Here is an 18,388-nt window from a genome sequence, read left to right on the forward strand (position 1 = left end):
TTCGCGCGTGATCACGGTAGATCAGTCCTTCTTCAGAACTTCGACGCCCGGCAGCGGCTTGCCTTCCATCCATTCAAGAAACGCGCCGCCCGCGGTCGAGACATAGGAAAAATCGTCGGCGACGCCCGCCTGGTTCAGCGCCGCGACGGTGTCGCCGCCGCCGGCGACCGAAATCAGCTTCTTCGCCTTGGTGCGCTCGGCGGCATGTTTGGCGGACACCATGGTGCCGCGGTCGAATGGAGTCAGCTCGAAGGCGCCGAGCGGTCCGTTCCAGACCAGGGTGGCCGCATCGTCAATCGCGGAATGGATGCGCGCGATCGATTGCGGGCCGACGTCGAGGATCATGCCGTCGGCCGGGATCGCATCCAGGCCATAGGCGTGCGAGGGGGCATTTGCGGCGAACTGGTTCGCGACCACGGCATCCACGGGAAGGATAATGGCGCAATTGGCCGCTTCGGCCTTTTCCATGATTCGCAGCGCGGTCGGGGCAAGGTCCTTTTCGGCGAGTGACTTGCCGACGCCGATGCCCTGCGCGTGCAGGAAGGTGTTGGCCATGCCGCCGCCGATCACCAGCGCATCGACCTTGGTCACTAGATTTTCCAGCAGATCGATCTTGGTCGACACCTTGGCGCCGCCGATGATCGCGATCACGGGCTTGGTCGGCGCATCCAGCGCCTTGCCGAGCGCGTCGAGCTCGGCCTGCATGGTGCGGCCGGCATAGGCCGGCAGCTTGTGGCCGAGGCCTTCGGTGGAGGCGTGCGCGCGATGCGCGGCCGAGAAGGCATCGTTGACCCAGATATCGCCGAGCTTGGCGAGCTCCGCGACGAAACCGGAATCGTTCTTCTCTTCTTCCTTGTGGAAACGCGTGTTCTCCAGGCAGAGGATGTCGCCGTCCTTCATGGCGCCGACGGCCTTGGCCGCGACTTCGCCGATGCAGTCGTCGGCGAAGGCGACGGGCCGCTTGATCACCGTCGACAGCGCCTCGGCGACGGGTTTGAGCGACTCCTTGGGATCGCGTCCCTTCGGCCGGCCAAAGTGGGCGAGCAGGATCACCTTGCCGCCCTTGTCGGAGATTTCGGTGATGGTCGGGGCGACGCGCTCAAGCCGCGTGGCGTCGGTGACGCGGCCATTGTCCATGGGGACGTTGAGGTCGACGCGCAACAGCACGCGCTTGCCCTTCACATCGACGTCGTCGAGGGTACGGAATTTGTTCATGCGGCGACCACAGGTCAGGAGGGAGAATCGCGCTCGGGCGGATCCCCTTCCTGCCTGGTCGTCACCTTCGTGCCCTGGCGGAAGCCGTACACGATGAACGCGATCAACAAGACCGCGCCGGGAATGCCGATCCAGGCCGGAAGGGTCATTCAGTGCCTTACAGCAGCTTTCCGATTGCGACCGCGGTGTCGGCCATGCGGTTGGAGAAGCCCCACTCATTGTCGTACCACGACATCACGCGCACGAAATTGCCGTTCTGCACCTTGGTCTGATCCATGTGGAAGGTCGACGAGTGCGGATCGTGATTGAAGTCGATCGAGACGTTCGGCGCGGTGGTGTAGCCGAGGACGCCCTTGAGCTGCTGCTCGGAGGCCCGCTTCATCGCCTCGTTGATCTCATTGACGTCGGTGTTGCGCTTGGCGACGATCTTGAGGTCGATCACCGAGACGTTCGGGGTCGGCACGCGGATCGAAACGCCGTCGAGCTTGCCTTTAAGTTCTGGGAGAACCAATCCGATCGCCTTCGCCGCACCGGTCGATGTCGGGATCATCGACATCGCCGCTGCGCGGCCGCGATAAAGGTCCTTGTGCAGGGTGTCCAGCGTCGGCTGGTCGCCGGTATAGGCGTGGATCGTGGTCATGAAGCCGGTCTCGATGCCGACGGTGTCGTTCAGCACCTTGGCGACCGGCGCGAGGCAGTTGGTGGTGCAGGAGCCGTTGGAGATGACCAGATGGTCCTTGGTCAGGACGTCGTGGTTGACGCCGAAGACGATGGTCGCATCCGCGCCGTCGGCAGGCGCCGAGACCAGCACGCGCTTCGCGCCGGCGGTGAGGTGCGCGGAGGCCTTGTCCCTTGCGGTGAAGATGCCGGTGCATTCCAGCGCGATGTCGACGCCGAGTTCCTTCCAGGGCAGCTTGGTGGGATCGCGCTCGGCCGACACCTTGATCTTGCCGTTGCCGACGCTGATCGAGTCGCCATCGACGGTGACGGTGCCGGGGAAACGACCGTGCACGGAGTCGAAGCGCAGCAAGTGCGCATTGGTCTCGACCGGGCCTAGGTCGTTGATGCCGACCACTTCGATATCCTTGCGGCCGGACTCGGCGATGGCACGCAATACATTGCGGCCGATGCGGCCAAACCCGTTGATTGCGACGCGGATTGCCATGCTGTTGTCTCCTCTAAAAGCTGCTGCCAGCCCCACGGGATGGCTCCCACGAGGATTTTACGGCGGAACGCCCGGTTCAGCCGGACGCGAGCGGAAAAGATGCAGCCTTGGTAGTCCTTTTTCGCGGCGAGCTCAACCGTCAGCGTGCGCGTTTCAGGCCAGCGTCAGACGCGTTTCAGGGCAGCATTAACGACAGCCTCAGCGGTAATTCCGAAGTGCTTGTAAAGATCCTTCGCTGGACCGCTGGCACCGAAACCGTGCATGCCCACGAATTCACCATCGCGGCCGATCACGGCATCCCAGCCCCAGCGTACCGCAGCCTCGATCGCGATCTTGACCGGGGCGTGGCCGATGATGGCGTTCTGCCGCTCGGCGGGTTGCGCCAGCAGCAATTCCAGCGATGGCACCGAGACCACCCGCGTCGCGATGCCGCGCTCGGCGAGCTGCTTCTGCGCGGCAACCGCGATCTCGACTTCGGAACCGGAGGCGAACAATGACACTTTTGCGTCACCCTGGGCCGCGACCAGTTCATAGGCGCCGTGGCTGCACGGGCTCTCATTCGGAGCCGTGGTGCGGAGCTGCGGCAGGTTCTGGCGGGTCAGCACCAGCACCGTCGGCCCGTCGATGCGGTTGAGCGCGAGTTCCCAGCACTCGGCGGTCTCCATCGCGTCGCAAGGCCGGAGCACGCGCATGTTCGGGATCGCGCGCAGCGCGGCGAGATGCTCGACCGGTTGATGGGTCGGGCCGTCTTCGCCGAGACCGATCGAGTCATGCGTCATGACATAGACGACGCCAGTGCCCATCAGCGCCGATAGCCGCATCGCGCCGCGCGCGTAGTCGGTGAACACCAGGAAGGTCGCGCCGTTCGGCGCGAAGCCGCCATGCAGGAAGATGCCGTTCAAACACGCCGCCATGCCGTGCTCGCGGATGCCGTAATGGATGAAGCGGCCCTTCGGCGTCTTGGCGGCAAATCCGATCGCCGACTTGGCCTTGTTGTTGTTGGAGCCGGTCAGATCGGCGGAGCCGGCCACGAATTCCATCGGCATCGCGGCGGCGATCACCTCGATTGCGGCTTCCGACGATTTGCGGGTTGCGATGTTGAGCGGATTTTCCAGCAGCGACTTTTTGTGCGCGCGCAGCGCCTTGGCGAGCGCCTGCGGACGCTCGTGGCGCAGGCGGCGCTCGAACTCGGCGCGCTTGCGGATACCGAGCTGGGCGAACTGTTCATTCCATTCCTTGTGCGCGGCCGCGCCCCGGCTGCCGGCTTCGCGCCAGGCCTTCAGCACGTCGTCTGGCACCGAGAACGGCTCGAGCGATATGCCGAGGTTCTCCTTGGCGCCCTTCAACTCGGCGGCGCCGAGCGCCTCGCCATGGGCTTTGTTGGTGCCGGCCCTAGTCGGCGCGCCGTAGCCGATCGTGGTCTTGCAGGCGATCATCGTCGGCTTGCCGGACTTCTGCGCGCGGGTGATCGCCGCGGCGATCACCTTCTGGTCCTGACCGTCGATCAGCTCGGCAGCCCAACCGGCGGACTTGAAGCGCTTCACCTGGTCGACGGCGTCGGAGATCGAGGTCGGGCCGTCGATCGAGATGCCGTTGTCGTCGTAGAGCACGATCATCTTGTTCAGCCGCCAAACGCCGGCCAGCGCGATCGCTTCCTGCGAGATGCCCTCCATCAGGTCGCCGTCGGAGGCGATCACATAGGTGTGGTGGTTGACGATCTTCTTGCCGAACTCGGCGGCGAGCATTTTCTCGGCGAGCGCCATGCCGACCGCGGTCGCAATCCCCTGGCCGAGCGGGCCGGTGGTGGTCTCGATGCCCTTGGTGTGGAAATTCTCGGGGTGTCCAGGCGTCAGCGATCCGAGCTGGCGGAAATGCTTGATCTGGTCGAGCGTCATGTCCTTGTTGCCGGTCAAATACAGCAACGCATAGAGCAGCATCGAGCCGTGGCCGGCCGACAGCACGAAGCGGTCGCGGTCGGGCCAGGCCGGGTCTGCCGCGTCGAATTTCAGGAACTGGGTGAACAACACCGTCGCCATGTCGGCGGCGCCCATCGGCAGACCTGGATGGCCGGAGTTCGCCTTTTCGACGGCATCCATGGCGAGCCCACGGATCGCATTGGCCATACGGGTATGATCGACCTGCGTCATGATGAAAATCCGCCTGAAATGAGGAGCTTGTTGCGGTACGCGTCGGGGCGGGCAGCCGCGACACGCGCGTGATGGCCTTACGGGGTTGGCGCTGGATTAGCACCTCAATCTCGCAAGTCCAAGGCGATCAAACGCGCTGAATCGGGGAAAAGTTGCTCGAAATGGGCCATTTCGATTGATCGGTGCATAGTTCGGCGCTGGCGTTGCGCTCGCCTCGCTTGCCACGTAAATTTCGCCTCGTAACCGCTTGCCGAAACGCCGATTTTGCCGTGCGGCAGGCATGCCCAAGCAGGCTTATAAGCAGGCTTGGGTCAGGCTAATATCAAGGGTCCGCACCGCGTCTCATGAGTGATCGTCCCGCCAACGGGTCTGGCAACACCGAGGCACCGCTTGCCGACATCGATGCCGCAACCAAGCGGCTGATGGCGGCACTCGATGCGTTGGAGAGTTCAGTGGAGCGGCGCCGTGAGGCCGACCGCGACGAGAATGAGCTCGCGAGCCGGATCCAGGCGCTCGGTGCCGACCGCTCCAGACTTGCCGATGAGCTCGACGGATCGCTGGTGAAGACGCGCAGGCTCGAACGCACCAATCGCGAGATCGCGGAAAAACTCGACGCAGCGATCGGCACCATCCGAACCATGCTCGAGGATGGGGAGAGCAAATGAGCCACATCAACGTCACCATCAACGGCCGGCAATACCGGATGGCCTGCGAGGAGGGCCAGGAGGTGCGGCTGCTCAAGCTCGCGGAGAATCTGGAATCCCGCGTGGAAGCGCTGCGCGGGAAGTTCGGCGAGATCGGCGACGCCAGGCTGACGGTGATGGCCGCGCTCACCGCCTGCGACGAATTGCTCGATGCCGGGGCGCGCATCCGCAGCCTCGAGGAGGAGGTCGAGCAGCTCCGCAACGCGCGCGTTGACGCCGGCGACCGCGCCCGCGCGACCCAAATTGCCGTGTCTAACGCGCTCAATGCAGCCGCCGAGCGTATCGAGCGCACCACGCAGGTGCTCAACCGCACCGTCGGCGGCGGCATCGCGATCGGGTAGTTGCCGCAATCCGCCAGCTATCGTCGTCCCGGCGAAGGCCGGGCCCCATACGCCGCGGCCCATCGATTTTGGGCGGTGCCGGTTGATACCACCCAAAGCAATCAAAAGTAGTGGTAATGGGTCCCGGCCTTCGCCAGGACGACAAAATGTCTTGCCGCTGGCGCAACCTCCACTTCGTAGCTACATTGGTCGGTGCGAAGCTGCGTCGTGCGTCAGGAGCCATAATATCCCCGGGGCCTTATCGATCCTTCAGGGAACTGTCCCTGGCCGGGTCCGTGGATCCGGTCATATGGTGCCCACCTACTTTCGTAGGGAACTCCGGGATCGAGCGCTCCAACGGCCTCTGTGGCTTCGCACTTTAATTTTCTGTCCCCGGGTGGGTCTCTGCACTCGGGTTTTCTGCTGTTTCCTTGTCGTCTCTCGCTGCGGCGGTTCGATTGAGTAGCAGTGTCATGCCCCGCCCACGCGGGGGTGCCAGTACGCCGCGGCATGACCGCAGGATTGCTAGCGTTTCTGGACTACCCGATCGTCTGCTTTCGTGGACGATGACAGCGGAAGATGGGTCATGCACGCATCTCCATCGAAGGCCGAGCTTCGGGCTCTGGCGCTCGCCAAGCGCGACGCGCTCAGCGATGAGCAGCGCAGTGCCGCCGCCGAGGCGCTGGCCAAACGCGGCGCGCCGTTCGAGATCGCGCAGGGCATGATCGTTTCAGGCTATGCGCCGATCCGCAGTGAAATCGACCCGGCGCCGCTGATGTTGAAGCTCGCAGCCAAAGGCGCGCGCCTCGCGCTGCCCTGCGTCAATGCGCGCGGCCAGTCGTTGACCTTTCGCGCCTGGTCGCCGAATGACCGGCTGATGCTCGGGCCGCTCGGCATCCCCGAGCCGTCGCCGGCCGCCGCCGAGGTGCAGCCGGACGTGATGCTGGTGCCGCTGGCGGCGTTCGACCGGCTCGGCCACCGTATCGGCTATGGCGCCGGCTATTACGACTATACCTTCGCGCATCTGCGCAAGAGCAACCACGTGATCGGCGTCGGGCTTGCTTTCGCCGCGCAGGAAACCAAAGTGATTCCGGCGCTGTCGCACGACGTCGCGCTGGATTATGTGCTAACGGAGCGCAAGACGTTCGATTTCCGGAGTGCCTAGCATTGCGTATTCTCTTTGTTGGTGACGTCGTCGGCAGGACCGGCCGCACCGCCATCACCGACCACCTCCCCGGCATGGTCAAGGACTGGTCGCTCGATCTCGTCATCGTCAACGGTGAGAACTCGGCCGGCGGCTTCGGCATCACCGAGGCGATCTACCAGGAGCTGCTCGACGCCGGCGCCGATGCGATCACGCTCGGCAACCACGCCTGGAATCAGAAGGAGGCGCTGGTCTTCATCGAGCGCGCGCCGCGCCTGATCCGTCCGTTGAATTTTCCGCGCCATTCGCCCGGCCGCGGCGCCACGCTAATCGACACCAAGAACGGCAAGCGCGCGCTCGTCATCAACGCGATCGGCCGCGTCTTCATGGAGCCGTCCTCCAACGATCCCTTCGCAGCGATCGACCGCGAGCTCGAGGCCTGTCCGTTGGGCGAGGGCGCCGACGCCATCGTGCTGGATTTCCATGCCGAGGCCACCAGCGAGAAGCAGGGCATCGGCTTCTTCTGCGACGGCCGCGTCAGCCTTGTGGTCGGCACCCACACCCATGTGCCGACCGCCGATCACCAGGTGCTGCCCGGCGGCACCGCCTATATGAGCGATGCCGGCATGACCGGTGACTATGATTCGGTGATCGGCATGCAGAAGGAAGAGCCGTTGCAGCGCTTCCTCACCGGCATCCCGTCCGGCCGGTTCGAGCCGGCCGCGGGGCCGGCGACGCTGAGCGGCGTCGCGGTCGAGACCGACGATGCGACCGGCCTTGCCGTAAAGGTCGCGCCGGTGCGGGCCGGCGGGCGGCTCGCGCCCGCGGTGCCGGGTTTCTGGATCAGCTAGCTCGATCAGAACCCGAAGAACTTTTCGCGCAGGGCGTCTTCGTACCCGGATTTCGCCGCCTTGACCTTGCTGCGCATCGCGTCCTCGGCGAAGTGGGCGTTCTCCCACTGGTCGACCTCGGCCACGGTATGGTTTACGGAGGCAAGCGCTTCCTCGCTTCGGATCGCCGCGATCCAGGCCTCGACCGAGTTCTTGTATTCGGTCTGCAGACGATCCAGCTCTGGATATTCGTCGCTCATCTTGAAGCTCCTCTGTTCGATGTCCGTTGCGCGGCTCCCTGAAGAAGCCGGTCGGTCCGCGACGAGGTCCGAGTTGGAACTCGCCTCAGTATCGGTTCGGCACGTACATTTTCGGCGGGATCGGGCCGCGATCGTAGTCCGGGTCATAATTACGCGGCGACAGCGCCGCCGGATCATACGGAAGCCGGCCAGCGCATCTTTGTTTTCAAATAGCTGTGTCAGCGGTGTGACACCCGCATATCGGTTGGAGCGCGTGCCGGCTGCCTGCTGCGCGACGCCGCCCTGCCGGGGTAGAACTAAAGCGTTTTCGAACGAAGTGGATGACGGTTCACGTAAAGAGAACGCATCTAAACCAGAGTCTGGAACCCCGTTCCGATTCCATCGGAACAGAAAGGTTCCAGCCGCTTGAAAAACGCGGTCACTGCGCCGTCTGCTTGCGCAGCTCGGCCACGTCCTGCGCCGTGAGTTTCGATCCCTTAGTGCCGAACCGCGCGGTGACGTAGTTGGCAACCGCTGCGATCTCGGTGTCGGAATAGGCATTGCCGAACGCCGGCATCGAGAGCGCGCCGTCGGGCGTATGCCGCTTGGTGCCCGATATCACGATCTGCGCGACGTTGGTCGCGCCGGGATCGTTCACCGCCCAGGCACCGGTCAGGGTCGCCATCGGCGAGACGTTGCTCTCGCCGCTCCAGCCGTGGCAACTGACGCAGGCACCTTCGAAGACCATCTTGCCGCGCGCATCTGATGTCACGCCATCCTTGTGCGACGAAGGTGCTGGTGGCGCCGTGGTCGCCGGCAGATCGGGCGAGGCAACCGGCGGCACGCTGCGCAGATAGGCCACGACCGCACGGATATCCTCCGGCGCGAATTTGCTGAAGCTGTGGTCGACGGCTTCGCCCATCGGGCCCGACGCAGTGCCGTGGCCGGTCGCGTGGCCGTTTGAGAGATAGGCGACGAGATCGTCGTCGCTCCAGTTGCCGAGGCCGGTGGACTTGTCCGAGGTGATGTTGAAGGCGCGCCAGCCGGCGGTGATCGCGCCGGCAAACTTCTTGCGATTGTTCAGTGCGAACGCCAGGTTTCGCGGCGTGTGGCACTCGCCGCAATGCGCCAGCGCTTCGGCCAGATAGGCGCCGCGATTCCATTCTGGAGACTTCGAAATGTCAGGCTCGAACCTGATGTTCGGATTGAACACTTCAGACCAGACCGCCATCGCCCAGCGCTGGTTGAATGGAAATGCCAGTGTATTGACGGGCGCAGCGGCGCGCACCGGCGGCAGGCTGAACAGATAAGCCTTGATCGCCAGCGCGTCCGCGTCGGTGACGTAGGTATAGGACGTGTAGGGCATCGCCGGATAAAGCCGCGCACCATCGTGGCGGATGCCGCGCTGAACCGCGTTGAGGAAATCCTTGTCGCTGTAATTGCCGATACCGGTTTCCTTGTCCGGCGTGATGTTGGTCGAATAGAGCATGCCGAACGGCAGCTTGAAGCCGAGGCCGCCGGCATATTCCTTGCCGCCCTGCGCGGTGTGGCAGACCATGCAGTCGGCCGCCTTTGCCAGATATTCCCCACGCGCGACGAGGCTCGCACTGGTCAGCGAAGCCGGTACGCCGGTCGGATTGGCGCCCTTGTATTCGGAGAGTTCGACGTTCGGGCCGGTCCCGAACGCCATCGATCCGGGGCCGCGAATGACCCAGACGCCGACAATGAATGCGACCAGGACGATCGCGACGATGCTTTCGAGGATACGGCGAGCGCGGCGGCTCATGATTTTTTCCCCGCGATCAGCGCGCGGTCGATCGGCAGCCTGCGCAGTGCAACGCCGGTCGCTGCATAGATCGCGTTGCGCAAGGCGGGCGGACCCGCCGTCACGCCGGCCTCGCCGATACCGCCGGGCATCTCGCCACTCTTGATCAGATGAACGTCGATCTTTGGGGCCTGGTTGATGCGCAGCATGCGGTAGTCGTGGAAATTGGACTGCTGCACCCGTCCCTTGTCGATGGTGATTTCGCCGTAGAGGGCGGCGGTCAGGCCGAAGATCAGTCCACCTTCGATCTGCGCCATGATGGTATCAGGGTTGACGGCGATGCCGGTGTCGACCGCCGTCGTCACGCGACGCAGATGCACCTCGCCCTGTTCGTCGATTTCCGCTTCCACCACGGTGGCGAGGAAGCTGCCGAATGACGGCTGCACACACACGCCGCGTCCGACCTGCGCGGGGAGGGCCTGGCCCCAGTCTGATTTTTCCACGGCGAGGTTGAGCGCGGCCAACTGGCGCGGGTTTTTGCCGAGCATGTCGCGGCGGAAGCTGACCGGATCCTTACCGGCCTTGCGCGCCAGTTCGTCCATGAAGCATTCCATGGCGAACACGTTGTTGTTGGGGCCGACGCCGCGCCAGAAGCCGGTCGGCACCGCCGGTGGCTCGGCCCTGTTATATTCGACGTGGATGTTGGGGATGTCATAGGGAATGTCCACGGCGCCGTCGACGGCATCGATATCGATGCCCTTCTGGAACGCAGGCGGCAGCCAGCGTGCGATGATGGCGGCACCCGTGATGCGATATTTCCAGGCGGCGATCCTGCCACCCGACAGCATGGCGGCAATGGTGTCGCGATAGACCGGGCGATAGACGTCGTGCTGGATGTCTTCCTCGCGGGTCCACACCACCTTGACCGGCCCATAGACCTGTTTGGCGATGCGCACCGCCGCGACAACCATGTCGGGCTCCAGCCTGCGGCCGAAACCGCCACCGATCAGATGCTGGTTCACAGTCACCTTGTCGACCGGCAGCCCTGCGGCCTTCGCCGCCTCCGACTGCACCCGCGCCATGATCTGCGTGCCGGTCCAGATCTCGCAGGAGTCCCCCTTGAAATGAACGGTGCAGTTCAAGGGCTCCATGGTGGCATGCGCAAGAAACGGCAGCTCGTACGCCGCTTCGAGTTTGTCGCCGCTGGCAAGACCCTTGGCGATGTCGCCCTCGGATTTCGCGACTGCGCCGTCCTTCTCACTGGCGGCGCGGATATCCTGCCAAATGTCTTTCGAACTGAGGTGCGCGTTGGCGCCCTCATCCCAGGTCACCTCGAGCGCGTCGAGGCCCTTTTTCGCGGCCCACATATGGTCGCCGACCACGGCGACCAGGTCGTCGAGAACGATGACCTTCCGAACGCCCGGGACTTTCTTCGCCGCGGTATCGTCGACCTTGCCGATCTTGCCGCCGAAAACCGGTGACATCGCCAATGTCGCGAATGTCATGCCCGGAACCATGGCGTCGATCCCATAGATTGTCGTGCCGTCGACCTTGTTCGGGGTGTCGAAGCGCTTCACGGGCTTGCCGATCAGCACGAAATCCTTCGGGTCCTTGACCGCGACAGTCTTCGGCGGTGTCTGCGCATTTGCGTCCCGCGCCAGCGCGCCGTAGCCGAGCCTGCGCCCGCTCTGGGGATGGATCACCTCGCCATCCGACGCCGTGCATGTCCCGGGTTCGACCTGCCATTGCTGCGCGGCGACCTCGATCAGCATGGCGCGGGCCGTTGCGCCGGCTTCGCGAAGCGGTTTCCAGAATGCGCGCACGGACGTCGAGCCGCCGGTCGCCTGGATCCCGAAAATCGGATTCGCGTACAGTTTTTCGTTGGGCGGGGCGTGCTCCAGGATGACGGTCGAGAGATTCGCGTCGAGCTCTTCGGCCAGGATCATCGCGACGGAGGTATAGATTCCCTGACCCATCTCGACCTGCGGCATCACAAGCGTGATCCGACCGGCGGGATCAATGCGAATGAAGGCGTTGGGCGCGAATTCGCCGTCGGTCGTGTCTGCGGGCTGCGTCGGCTCGTTGGCGGCCTGGACCGGAATGTGGAAGGTAAGCACGAAGCCGGAGGCGAGGCCGCCGGCCAGCATGGCGCGGCGCGAAACACCGTCGGAATTCTTTTGGACTGTTGTCATGGCGCGCCCCTACGACTGGCGCCCGGAGGCGGCCTGCTTGATCGCGGCGCGAATCCGGACATAGGTGCCGCAGCGGCAGATGTTTCCCGCCATCGCGGCGTCGATGTCTGAATCGTCAGGGTTCGGTGTCGATGCGAGTAGTGCCGCAGCCGACATGATCTGGCCCGACTGGCAATAGCCGCACTGGACCACTTCGAGATCGAGCCAGGCCTTCTGCACCTTCGCCCCGGCAGGCGATGCACCGATGCCCTCGATCGTGGTGATGGCCTTGTCGCGCACCGCGCCGACAGGAAGCACGCAGGATCGCACCGGCTTGCCGTCGATGTGCACCGTACACGCGCCGCATTGCGCGATGCCGCAGCCGAATTTCGTTCCGGTCATGCCGAGAATGTCGCGCAACACCCAGAGCAGCGGCATTTCGGGGGGCGCATCGAAGGATTTCGCTTCGCCGTTGATGGTCAGCGTTGTTGCCATGAGCATCCCCAGATCGACGGCCGCGGGCAGCGGACACGTTAGCGCGAGACTATCGCGTTACGATCAATTGGGAAGCCAGGATATTGTCCGCAAGGCTGACTTGCATAACCGAAGAGTATGCATGCCGTTCACGCGATCGTGCGGCCCGACTGCTGCAGTTTTAGGCTAATTGAGATGACGATCGTCATTTTTAGTGCGTATGCCGATCGGCATGCGCAGGAATTTGTCTGCGCTCAGCTCTGCCGAAAGCCCATCCGGAACGCGCCCCAATGGCGGCCGCGGATGACGATCGGCGATGACAAGTCCTTCATGAGGACAAAGTTACCGCCGCCCATGTCGCGCCGATAGGTCTGCAGCAGGAACGGCTTTGTGTTGGCGGCGACCTTCTTCACCGCGCGGTCGTTGAACAGGCGGCGGTTGCGGCAATTGGCGTTGTTCCAGACCGGGTCCGGCCCTTGCGGCAGCCGGTAGTTCGGATTGTGGGTCGGCAGATAGCCGCTCCTCGCCCAGGCGACGCAGAATACGATGCGCGGGTCGCTTTTCTGGATCGGGTCCTGGATCGCGGGCAGCACGCGGTCGGTGAAGGCCGTGTAGTCGGTCAGATACTGTTTCGGGTTGGTGCCGGCGATCTCGCGGTACTTCTCGTCCATCAGTTGGTCGAGCGTGACGTCGCCGCGCGCGACCGCGCTCTCGAACGCGTCGGAAATCCGCTTTGCGGTCTCGGTAACGACGCGGATCAGCGGCGCGTCCGACGTCTCCACGCCGCTGTCGGCGATCAGCGCGATCAGGCCTTCGGAGGTCTCGAGCAGCTTTGCCACCCGCTCGTCGGCATATTTGAGATCGCGCGAGGAGAGGTCGACGCCCTTGGCGAGTTCATCGAGCTCGGTGATAACAGTGTCGCAATGGCCGAGATTGGAGGTCGCGGCGCGCGTGACGCCGTCGATCTCAGCGCCCACGGATGCGAAGCCTTGCTGCACGCGCGTGATGATGCCGGCGATCTGCTGGGCGCCTTCACCGGCGCTTTTCGCCCGCAGCGAGGCGTCGCCGCTCTCGCCGATCAGGCTGCCGATCTGGCCGTCGAGATCGCGCACGGTGTCGGAGATCTGGTGCGTGGCCTGGCGGGTTGCTTCCGCCAGATTCTTGACCTCGCTTGCGACCACGGCGAAGCCGCGGCCGGCGGCGCCGGCGCGCGCCGCTTCGATCGTGGCATTGAGCGCGAGCAGGTTGGTCTGTTTGGCGATCGCTTCGATCGAACCGGAGACTTTTGCGACTTGCGACAGCGCGGCGCCGACCGCGGCCAGCCGGGCTTCGATACGGTTCACCGCCGTGACGAGTTCCGAAATGTGGCTGACCGCCGTGTCGACCACGCTGCGCGACTGGGCGATTTCGCCGGCCGCGGCTGACGTGGTCGATTGCACCGCCTGTGACGCGTTGGCGATGTCGTGATTGGCCGTGACCATGGTCTCGGCCGTCTTCTGCAGGCGGTGAAACCGCTCCGACTGGTTCGCAACGCGGCTTGCGACCTCCTGCACGTTGCCGGCGATGTCGGCAAGCTCCACCCCAAGGCCGCCGATCCGGTCGGCGAGCTGGTCAACGACCCGTTCAGCCAGCGTCCGGCTGGATGACGTGTCCAGAACTGCAAGCTGCACGACCGACATTTTCGAAGTTCCTCCGTCAGAGCGGCCCGTCGACCCGCCGCGGCATTCCGGTTCCAATCCTAAAGCGTGATTCGCGCCTTCGGTCTTGCCTGAGCGTGCACTACAGTCTGTAAGCGGTCCGGAAGGCGCCCCAGTGGCGGCCGCGCACGCGGATCGGCACGTCGATCTCGCGCATCATCACGGTGTTGCCGTTGCCCATGTCGCGCGCATAGCTCTGGATCAGATAGACGCGCTGATTGCGGCCGGCGGCGAGGCCCGCGGCATCGTTGAAGATGCGGCGGTTGCGGCTGTTGGCGGTGTTGTAGGCTGTGTCGCCCGGCCGCTGCGGATGCGAATAGATCTTGTTATGCACCGGCAGATAGCCGTTCTCGTCAGCCACGGCGCAGAACGCCAGGCGCTTCTCCTTGGCGAGGAATGTTTCCAGGATCGGCGGCAATGCACGGTCCGCCCAGTCGAGCATCCTGGTGCGGTACTGCACCGGGTTGGTCCCGGCGATCTCGACATAATTGGTGTCGAACATATCCTCCATCGTAACCGCACCGCTCGCCACGCCGTTCTCGAAGATCTTGGTCAGCGCCGCACCGGCCTCCATCGCGCGGGCGACGAATTCGGTGTTCTCCTCGTGGATCGCCCACATCCTGTCTTCGATCGCCTCGCGCAACGCGGCGCTCGCCGCCTCGAAGCGTGCCCGGGCGCCGGCCTTGCTGTGTTCGTCGATTCTGATCCGGCAGGCGCCGATATCCTTAAGGTTCGCGCTGAGGCTTTCGTTGGCGGGGAGCCTGTCGGCGTCCGGACCGGCGATCAGGATGCCGTCCATCGCGATCTCGTAGACCGGCGCGGTGATCGTGCGTGTTGCGGTCTTGATCTCGATGGTGAGGCTGCAGGGCAGGCGCTCGTTCTTGCGATGATCGCCGCGCTCGTTCTGGCGCAGCAGCACCGCGCAGCGTGCCTTGAGCTTCTGGGCGAAGGCGGTTACGGCCTTGCCGGCCTTCGCGACATTGTCGCCATGAACAGCCGCTTCCCTGGTCGCACTGTCGATCTCCCCGGCGCTGTCGCCGACTGAGACGATGAAGTGGGAGGCGGAGGCCGCGTTCTGGCCCATCTCACCGGTGATCTGGTTCTGCTCGGCGACTGCGCCGTTGACGTTCTCGAATACCGGGCGAATCAACGCGATCGCCTGCGAGATGCGATGGACGGCGTCCGCGGACCCGGTGGCGTCCTTCTGCAGTGCATCGATCTTCTTGGTGATCTCCTCGGTCGCGCTCTGGGTCTGCACCGCCAGTGCCTTGACCTCGGTGGCAACCACCGCAAAGCCCTTGCCGGCGGCCCCGGCGCGCGCCGCCTCGATGGTCGAATTCAGCGCCAGCAGCGTAGTCTGGCGCGCGATCTGCGCAATCAAATTGACGACGTTGCCGATCGCGGCCGAGGATTCACGCAGGCGGTCGACATTGGCGGTGGCCTCGCGGGCCGCGGCTGCGGCGTCGTCGGCCAGCTTGCTGGCGCTGCGCACCTGCTGGCCGATGCCCTCGGCGGAATCGGTGAATCTGCCGGCGGCGTCCGAGAAGGTGGTCGCGGTGCTCTGTGCGGCGCTGGAGCGGCCGGTCAGGGCGTCGGTACGCGCGCGGATGGTCGACAGGGTCGCAGCGGTCGCCTCGGCGCCGTCGGACACTGAACTGGCTGCGCGTTCGAGCTGGCGGATCATGCCGCCGAGCTCAAGCTCCAGCAGTTCCAGGATTTCCTTCGCCGAATCGTTCTCGGTGGAAGCAGGGGTCGCGGGTGTCACCGCCACGGCGGGAACCCTGGATTCTGCGGCAGGCGCAACCGGCTCCGGTCCTCGCCTTCGAAACAAACCGAACGCCATGGGGACTCTTGGAAGTTGATCTTGGGAGTTGAGATGAGACGGGCGATCCTCTCATCCGGGCATGAAGTCAGGGTTAACAACTGCCTGATATCGTCATGCGGACCTATTCCTGTGACGGAATGCCCTACCGATCTTTGATTTTGGCCCGCGACGGGCCTATAAGGCCGCGTTTTCCACCCTTTCGATCGACGCTTTCCAAGAGACTTCGCATGGCCGGCCATTCCCAATTCAAGAACATCATGCACCGCAAGGGCCGGCAGGATGCCCAAAAGTCGAAGCTTTTCGGCAAGCTGGCCCGCGAAATCACCGTGGCGGCCAAGCTCGGAACCCCGGATCCGGCGATGAATGCGCGGCTGCGCGCCGCCGTGGTCGCGGCCCGGGTCGAGAACATGCCCAAGGACAATATCGAGCGCGCCATCAAGAAGGCCTCGGGCAGCGATGGCGAGAACTATGACGAGATCCGCTACGAGGGTTATGGCCCCGGCGGCGTTGCCGTGATCGTCGAGGCGCTGACCGACAACCGCAACCGCGCCGCCTCCGACATCCGCTCCTTCTTCACCAAATCAGGCGGCAATCTCGGCGAAACCGGCTCGGTCGCCTTCATGTTCGATCGCACTGGTATTATCGAATTCAACGCAAGCGCCGCCTCCGACGACGCCATGCTGGACGCCGCGATCGAGGCCGGCGCCGACGACGTGGTCTCGAGCGAAGCCGGCCACGAGGTCTATGCCTCGCAGGAAACCTTCCGCGATGTCGCGAAAGCGCTGGAGGCCAAGTTCGGCGAGCCGCGCAAGGCGGCGCTGACCTGGAAGCCGCAGAACACCATCTCCGTCGACGACGAGACCGGCGAAAAGCTGTTGAAGCTGATGGACCTGCTCAACGAACACGACGACGTGCAGAACGTGTTCGCGAATTTCGAAGTGTCCGATGCGCTGATGGCGAAGATGGGCGGCTGACGCCGCTTGCTCCGTTGTCATCGCCCGGCTTGAACCGGGCGACCCGGTATTCCAGAGATCGGCGTTTGGTTCGCGAGGCCGCGGCGTACTGGATCCCCCGCCTTCGCGGGGATGACGAGTGGGGAGGCCGCCGGCGAGGCGGCCTTATTTGTTTGGCAGGAGCCCGAGGACGATCCACGGCAGGGGAAACAGCGGAAACAGCGCCGCGCCCCAGAGGAACCAGACGCGTTTCGAGCGTCCCCTCTCGGCGGCATAGTTGGCAGTGAACCGTCCGGACAAGAACGCGACCACAAGAACGGGAATTGTGATGAACACGATCAGGGGAAGCATGGTGGCTCCTGTCGATGCCTGTGGTTGAGCATATAGGATCAGGCTCGAGCGCGCGACAGAGGCGGGGATGACGCCCTGTTTGTGTTTCGTTCTCGGTAGGCAGGCGGTATCACTACCCCATGACATCCCAGCCGATTCGCACCCCTGTCCGCATCATCGGTATCGATCCCGGTCTCCGCCGCACCGGCTGGGGGGTGATCGAGACCGAGGGCAACCGTCTGGTCTATATCGGCTGCGGTTCGGTCGAGCCGCCGGACAATCTGCCGCTGGCGAGCCGCCTGCTCGCGATCCATGAGGGGCTTGCGGCCGTGCTCAGTGACTTCAAGCCGGTGGAAGCCGCGGTGGAAGCGACCTTCGTCAACAAGGACGGCGTTGCCACGCTGAAGCTCGGCCAGGCGCGCGGCGTTGCCATGCTGGCGCCCGCGATGTTCGGTATTTCGGTTGCAGAATACGCGCCGAACCAGGTCAAGAAGACCGTGGTCGGTGCCGGACATGCCGAGAAGAGCCAGATCCAGATGATGCTGAAGATCCTCTTGCCGAAAGCCGAGCCGCGATCCGCCGACGCGGCTGACGCGCTCGCGATCGCGATCACCCACGCCCATCACCGCCAGAGCACCGCGCTGCGGCTGAGGGTGGCGAGCTTATGATCGGCAAGCTCAAGGGCCTGATTGATTCCTACGGCGAGGATTACGTGATCCTCGACGTTGGCGGCGTCGGCTACCAGGTGCATTGCGCCAGCCGCACCTTGCAGGCGCTGCCGTCGCCGGGCGAGGCCGTGGTGCTCTCGATCGAGACCTATGTCCGTGAGGATCAGATCAAGCTGTTCGGCTTCCGCGGTGATCACGAGCGCGAATGGTTTCGCCTGTTGCAGACCGTGCAGGGCGTCGGCGCCAAGGTCGCGCTCGCGGTGCTCTCTACGCTGCCGCCGACTGATCTCGCAAACGCTATCGCGCTGCGCGACAAGGCCGCGGTCGCGCGGACGCCGGGGGTCGGGCCGAAGGTGGCCGAGCGCATCGTCAGCGAATTGAAGGACAAGGCGCCGGAATACTCCAATATCGATCCGGCGGTGGTGCATCTGTCCGGCGCGCTCGACAACAACCGCGCGCCGCGCCCGGTCACCGACGCGATCTCCGCGCTGGTCAATCTCGGCTACGGCCAGCCGCAGGCCGCCGCCGCGATCGCCGCCGCCTCGCGCAGCGCCGGCGAGAATGCCGAGACCGCGCAGTTGATCCGGCTGGGGCTGAAGGAACTGGCGAAGTGACCCGCAGATATCCGCGCGAGTTGTTCTCCACCTCGCCCCGCTTGCGGGGAGAGGTCGGATCGCGCAGCGATCCGGGTGAGGGGGTACAGGTCTTTCGACACGCGTCGCCCAGCGGAGAGAGCCCCTC

Annotated in this window: 18 protein-coding genes and 1 other RNA gene; 8 read left to right on the forward strand and 11 right to left on the reverse strand. The window is 64.5% G+C overall.

Translation table 11 applies throughout. The features are described from left to right. Nucleotides 1-21 precede the first annotated feature (21 nt). From UP10_RS24200 to tkt, 4 genes are all read right to left on the reverse strand, one after another. The gene (locus UP10_RS24200; RefSeq protein WP_044589726.1) at nt 22-1,215 is read right to left on the reverse strand and encodes a phosphoglycerate kinase; all 1,194 of its coding nucleotides are present in this window, start codon (nt 1,213-1,215) and stop codon (nt 22-24) included. Nucleotides 1,216-1,229: 14 nt separating this feature from the next. Continuing rightward, nucleotides 1,230-1,364 (reverse strand): hypothetical protein, encoded by a 135-nt coding sequence (locus UP10_RS46385; RefSeq protein ID WP_283807676.1) that lies wholly within the window; start codon nt 1,362-1,364, stop codon nt 1,230-1,232. An 8-nt stretch (nt 1,365-1,372) separates the two neighbouring features. Next, entirely contained in the window at nt 1,373-2,380 is a 1,008-nt protein-coding gene (gene gap, locus UP10_RS24205; RefSeq protein ID WP_044589727.1) for a type I glyceraldehyde-3-phosphate dehydrogenase, read from the reverse strand. Between the two features lie 164 nt (nt 2,381-2,544). Then, a complete protein-coding gene (gene tkt / locus UP10_RS24210) occupies nt 2,545-4,527 on the reverse strand; it encodes a transketolase (protein ID WP_044589728.1) in 1,983 nt (660 codons plus the stop codon). Between the two features lie 344 nt (nt 4,528-4,871). On the opposite strand from tkt, the gene UP10_RS24215 reads away from it, so the two are divergent. From UP10_RS24215 to UP10_RS24230, 5 genes are all read left to right on the forward strand, one after another. Then, entirely contained in the window at nt 4,872-5,192 is a 321-nt protein-coding gene (locus tag UP10_RS24215; RefSeq protein ID WP_044589729.1) for a DUF4164 domain-containing protein, read from the forward strand. Then, the gene (locus UP10_RS24220; protein ID WP_044589730.1) at nt 5,189-5,572 is read left to right on the forward strand and encodes a cell division protein ZapA; all 384 of its coding nucleotides are present in this window, start codon (nt 5,189-5,191) and stop codon (nt 5,570-5,572) included. The genes UP10_RS24215 and UP10_RS24220 overlap by 4 nt, the downstream gene beginning before the upstream one ends. Before the next feature lie 194 nt (nt 5,573-5,766). After that, nucleotides 5,767-5,928: non-coding RNA, 6S RNA (gene ssrS, locus UP10_RS42600), on the forward strand. A gap of 209 nt (nt 5,929-6,137) precedes the next feature. Next, a complete protein-coding gene (locus UP10_RS24225; protein WP_044590090.1) occupies nt 6,138-6,716 on the forward strand; it encodes a 5-formyltetrahydrofolate cyclo-ligase in 579 nt (192 codons plus the stop codon). Between the two features lie 2 nt (nt 6,717-6,718). Further along, nucleotides 6,719-7,546: a TIGR00282 family metallophosphoesterase gene (locus tag UP10_RS24230; protein WP_044589731.1), complete on the forward strand. Its 828-nt coding sequence runs from the start codon at nt 6,719-6,721 to the stop codon at nt 7,544-7,546. 5 nt (nt 7,547-7,551) lie between these two features. Here UP10_RS24230 and UP10_RS24235 read toward each other — a convergent pair whose 3' ends face one another. The 6 genes from UP10_RS24235 to UP10_RS24260 form a co-directional block, all read right to left on the reverse strand. Continuing rightward, a complete protein-coding gene (locus UP10_RS24235; protein ID WP_044543090.1) occupies nt 7,552-7,785 on the reverse strand; it encodes a hypothetical protein in 234 nt (77 codons plus the stop codon). Between the two features lie 418 nt (nt 7,786-8,203). Then, a complete protein-coding gene (locus UP10_RS24240; protein ID WP_044589732.1) occupies nt 8,204-9,550 on the reverse strand; it encodes a c-type cytochrome in 1,347 nt (448 codons plus the stop codon). Beyond that, a complete protein-coding gene (locus UP10_RS24245) occupies nt 9,547-11,721 on the reverse strand; it encodes a xanthine dehydrogenase family protein molybdopterin-binding subunit (protein WP_044589733.1) in 2,175 nt (724 codons plus the stop codon). The genes UP10_RS24240 and UP10_RS24245 overlap by 4 nt, the downstream gene beginning before the upstream one ends. Nucleotides 11,722-11,730: 9 nt before the next feature. Next, entirely contained in the window at nt 11,731-12,195 is a 465-nt protein-coding gene (locus tag UP10_RS24250; RefSeq protein WP_197086890.1) for a (2Fe-2S)-binding protein, read from the reverse strand. A gap of 233 nt (nt 12,196-12,428) precedes the next feature. Beyond that, nucleotides 12,429-13,853 carry a methyl-accepting chemotaxis protein gene (locus UP10_RS24255; RefSeq protein WP_044589735.1) on the reverse strand — a complete coding sequence of 475 codons (1,425 nt, stop codon included), beginning with the start codon at nt 13,851-13,853 and terminating at the stop codon, nt 12,429-12,431. A gap of 100 nt (nt 13,854-13,953) precedes the next feature. Beyond that, complete coding sequence (locus UP10_RS24260; RefSeq protein WP_044589736.1) at nt 13,954-15,714, reverse strand: methyl-accepting chemotaxis protein; 1,761 nt, start codon at nt 15,712-15,714, stop codon at nt 13,954-13,956. Nucleotides 15,715-15,923: 209 nt separating this feature from the next. Between UP10_RS24260 and UP10_RS24265 the strand changes: the two genes are divergently transcribed. Continuing rightward, on the forward strand, nt 15,924-16,670 hold the full coding sequence (locus UP10_RS24265) for a YebC/PmpR family DNA-binding transcriptional regulator (RefSeq protein ID WP_044589737.1): 747 nt from the start codon (nt 15,924-15,926) through the stop codon (nt 16,668-16,670). A gap of 144 nt (nt 16,671-16,814) precedes the next feature. On the opposite strand, the gene UP10_RS24270 is transcribed toward UP10_RS24265, so the two are convergent. Next, complete coding sequence (locus UP10_RS24270) at nt 16,815-17,000, reverse strand: hypothetical protein (RefSeq protein ID WP_044589738.1); 186 nt, start codon at nt 16,998-17,000, stop codon at nt 16,815-16,817. 119 nt (nt 17,001-17,119) lie between these two features. Here UP10_RS24270 and ruvC point away from each other — a divergent pair, with 119 nt between their 5' ends. Beyond that, nucleotides 17,120-17,647 (forward strand): crossover junction endodeoxyribonuclease RuvC, encoded by a 528-nt coding sequence (gene ruvC / locus UP10_RS24275; RefSeq protein ID WP_044543098.1) that lies wholly within the window; start codon nt 17,120-17,122, stop codon nt 17,645-17,647. After that, nucleotides 17,644-18,261 carry a Holliday junction branch migration protein RuvA gene (gene ruvA / locus UP10_RS24280; protein ID WP_044589739.1) on the forward strand — a complete coding sequence of 206 codons (618 nt, stop codon included), beginning with the start codon at nt 17,644-17,646 and terminating at the stop codon, nt 18,259-18,261. Before ruvC ends, ruvA begins: the two co-directional genes overlap by 4 nt. The last annotated feature ends 127 nt before the right edge of the window (nt 18,262-18,388 follow it).

This window comes from Bradyrhizobium sp. LTSPM299 (genome assembly GCF_000938235.1).
Taxonomy (GTDB): Bacteria; Pseudomonadota; Alphaproteobacteria; order Rhizobiales; family Xanthobacteraceae; genus Bradyrhizobium.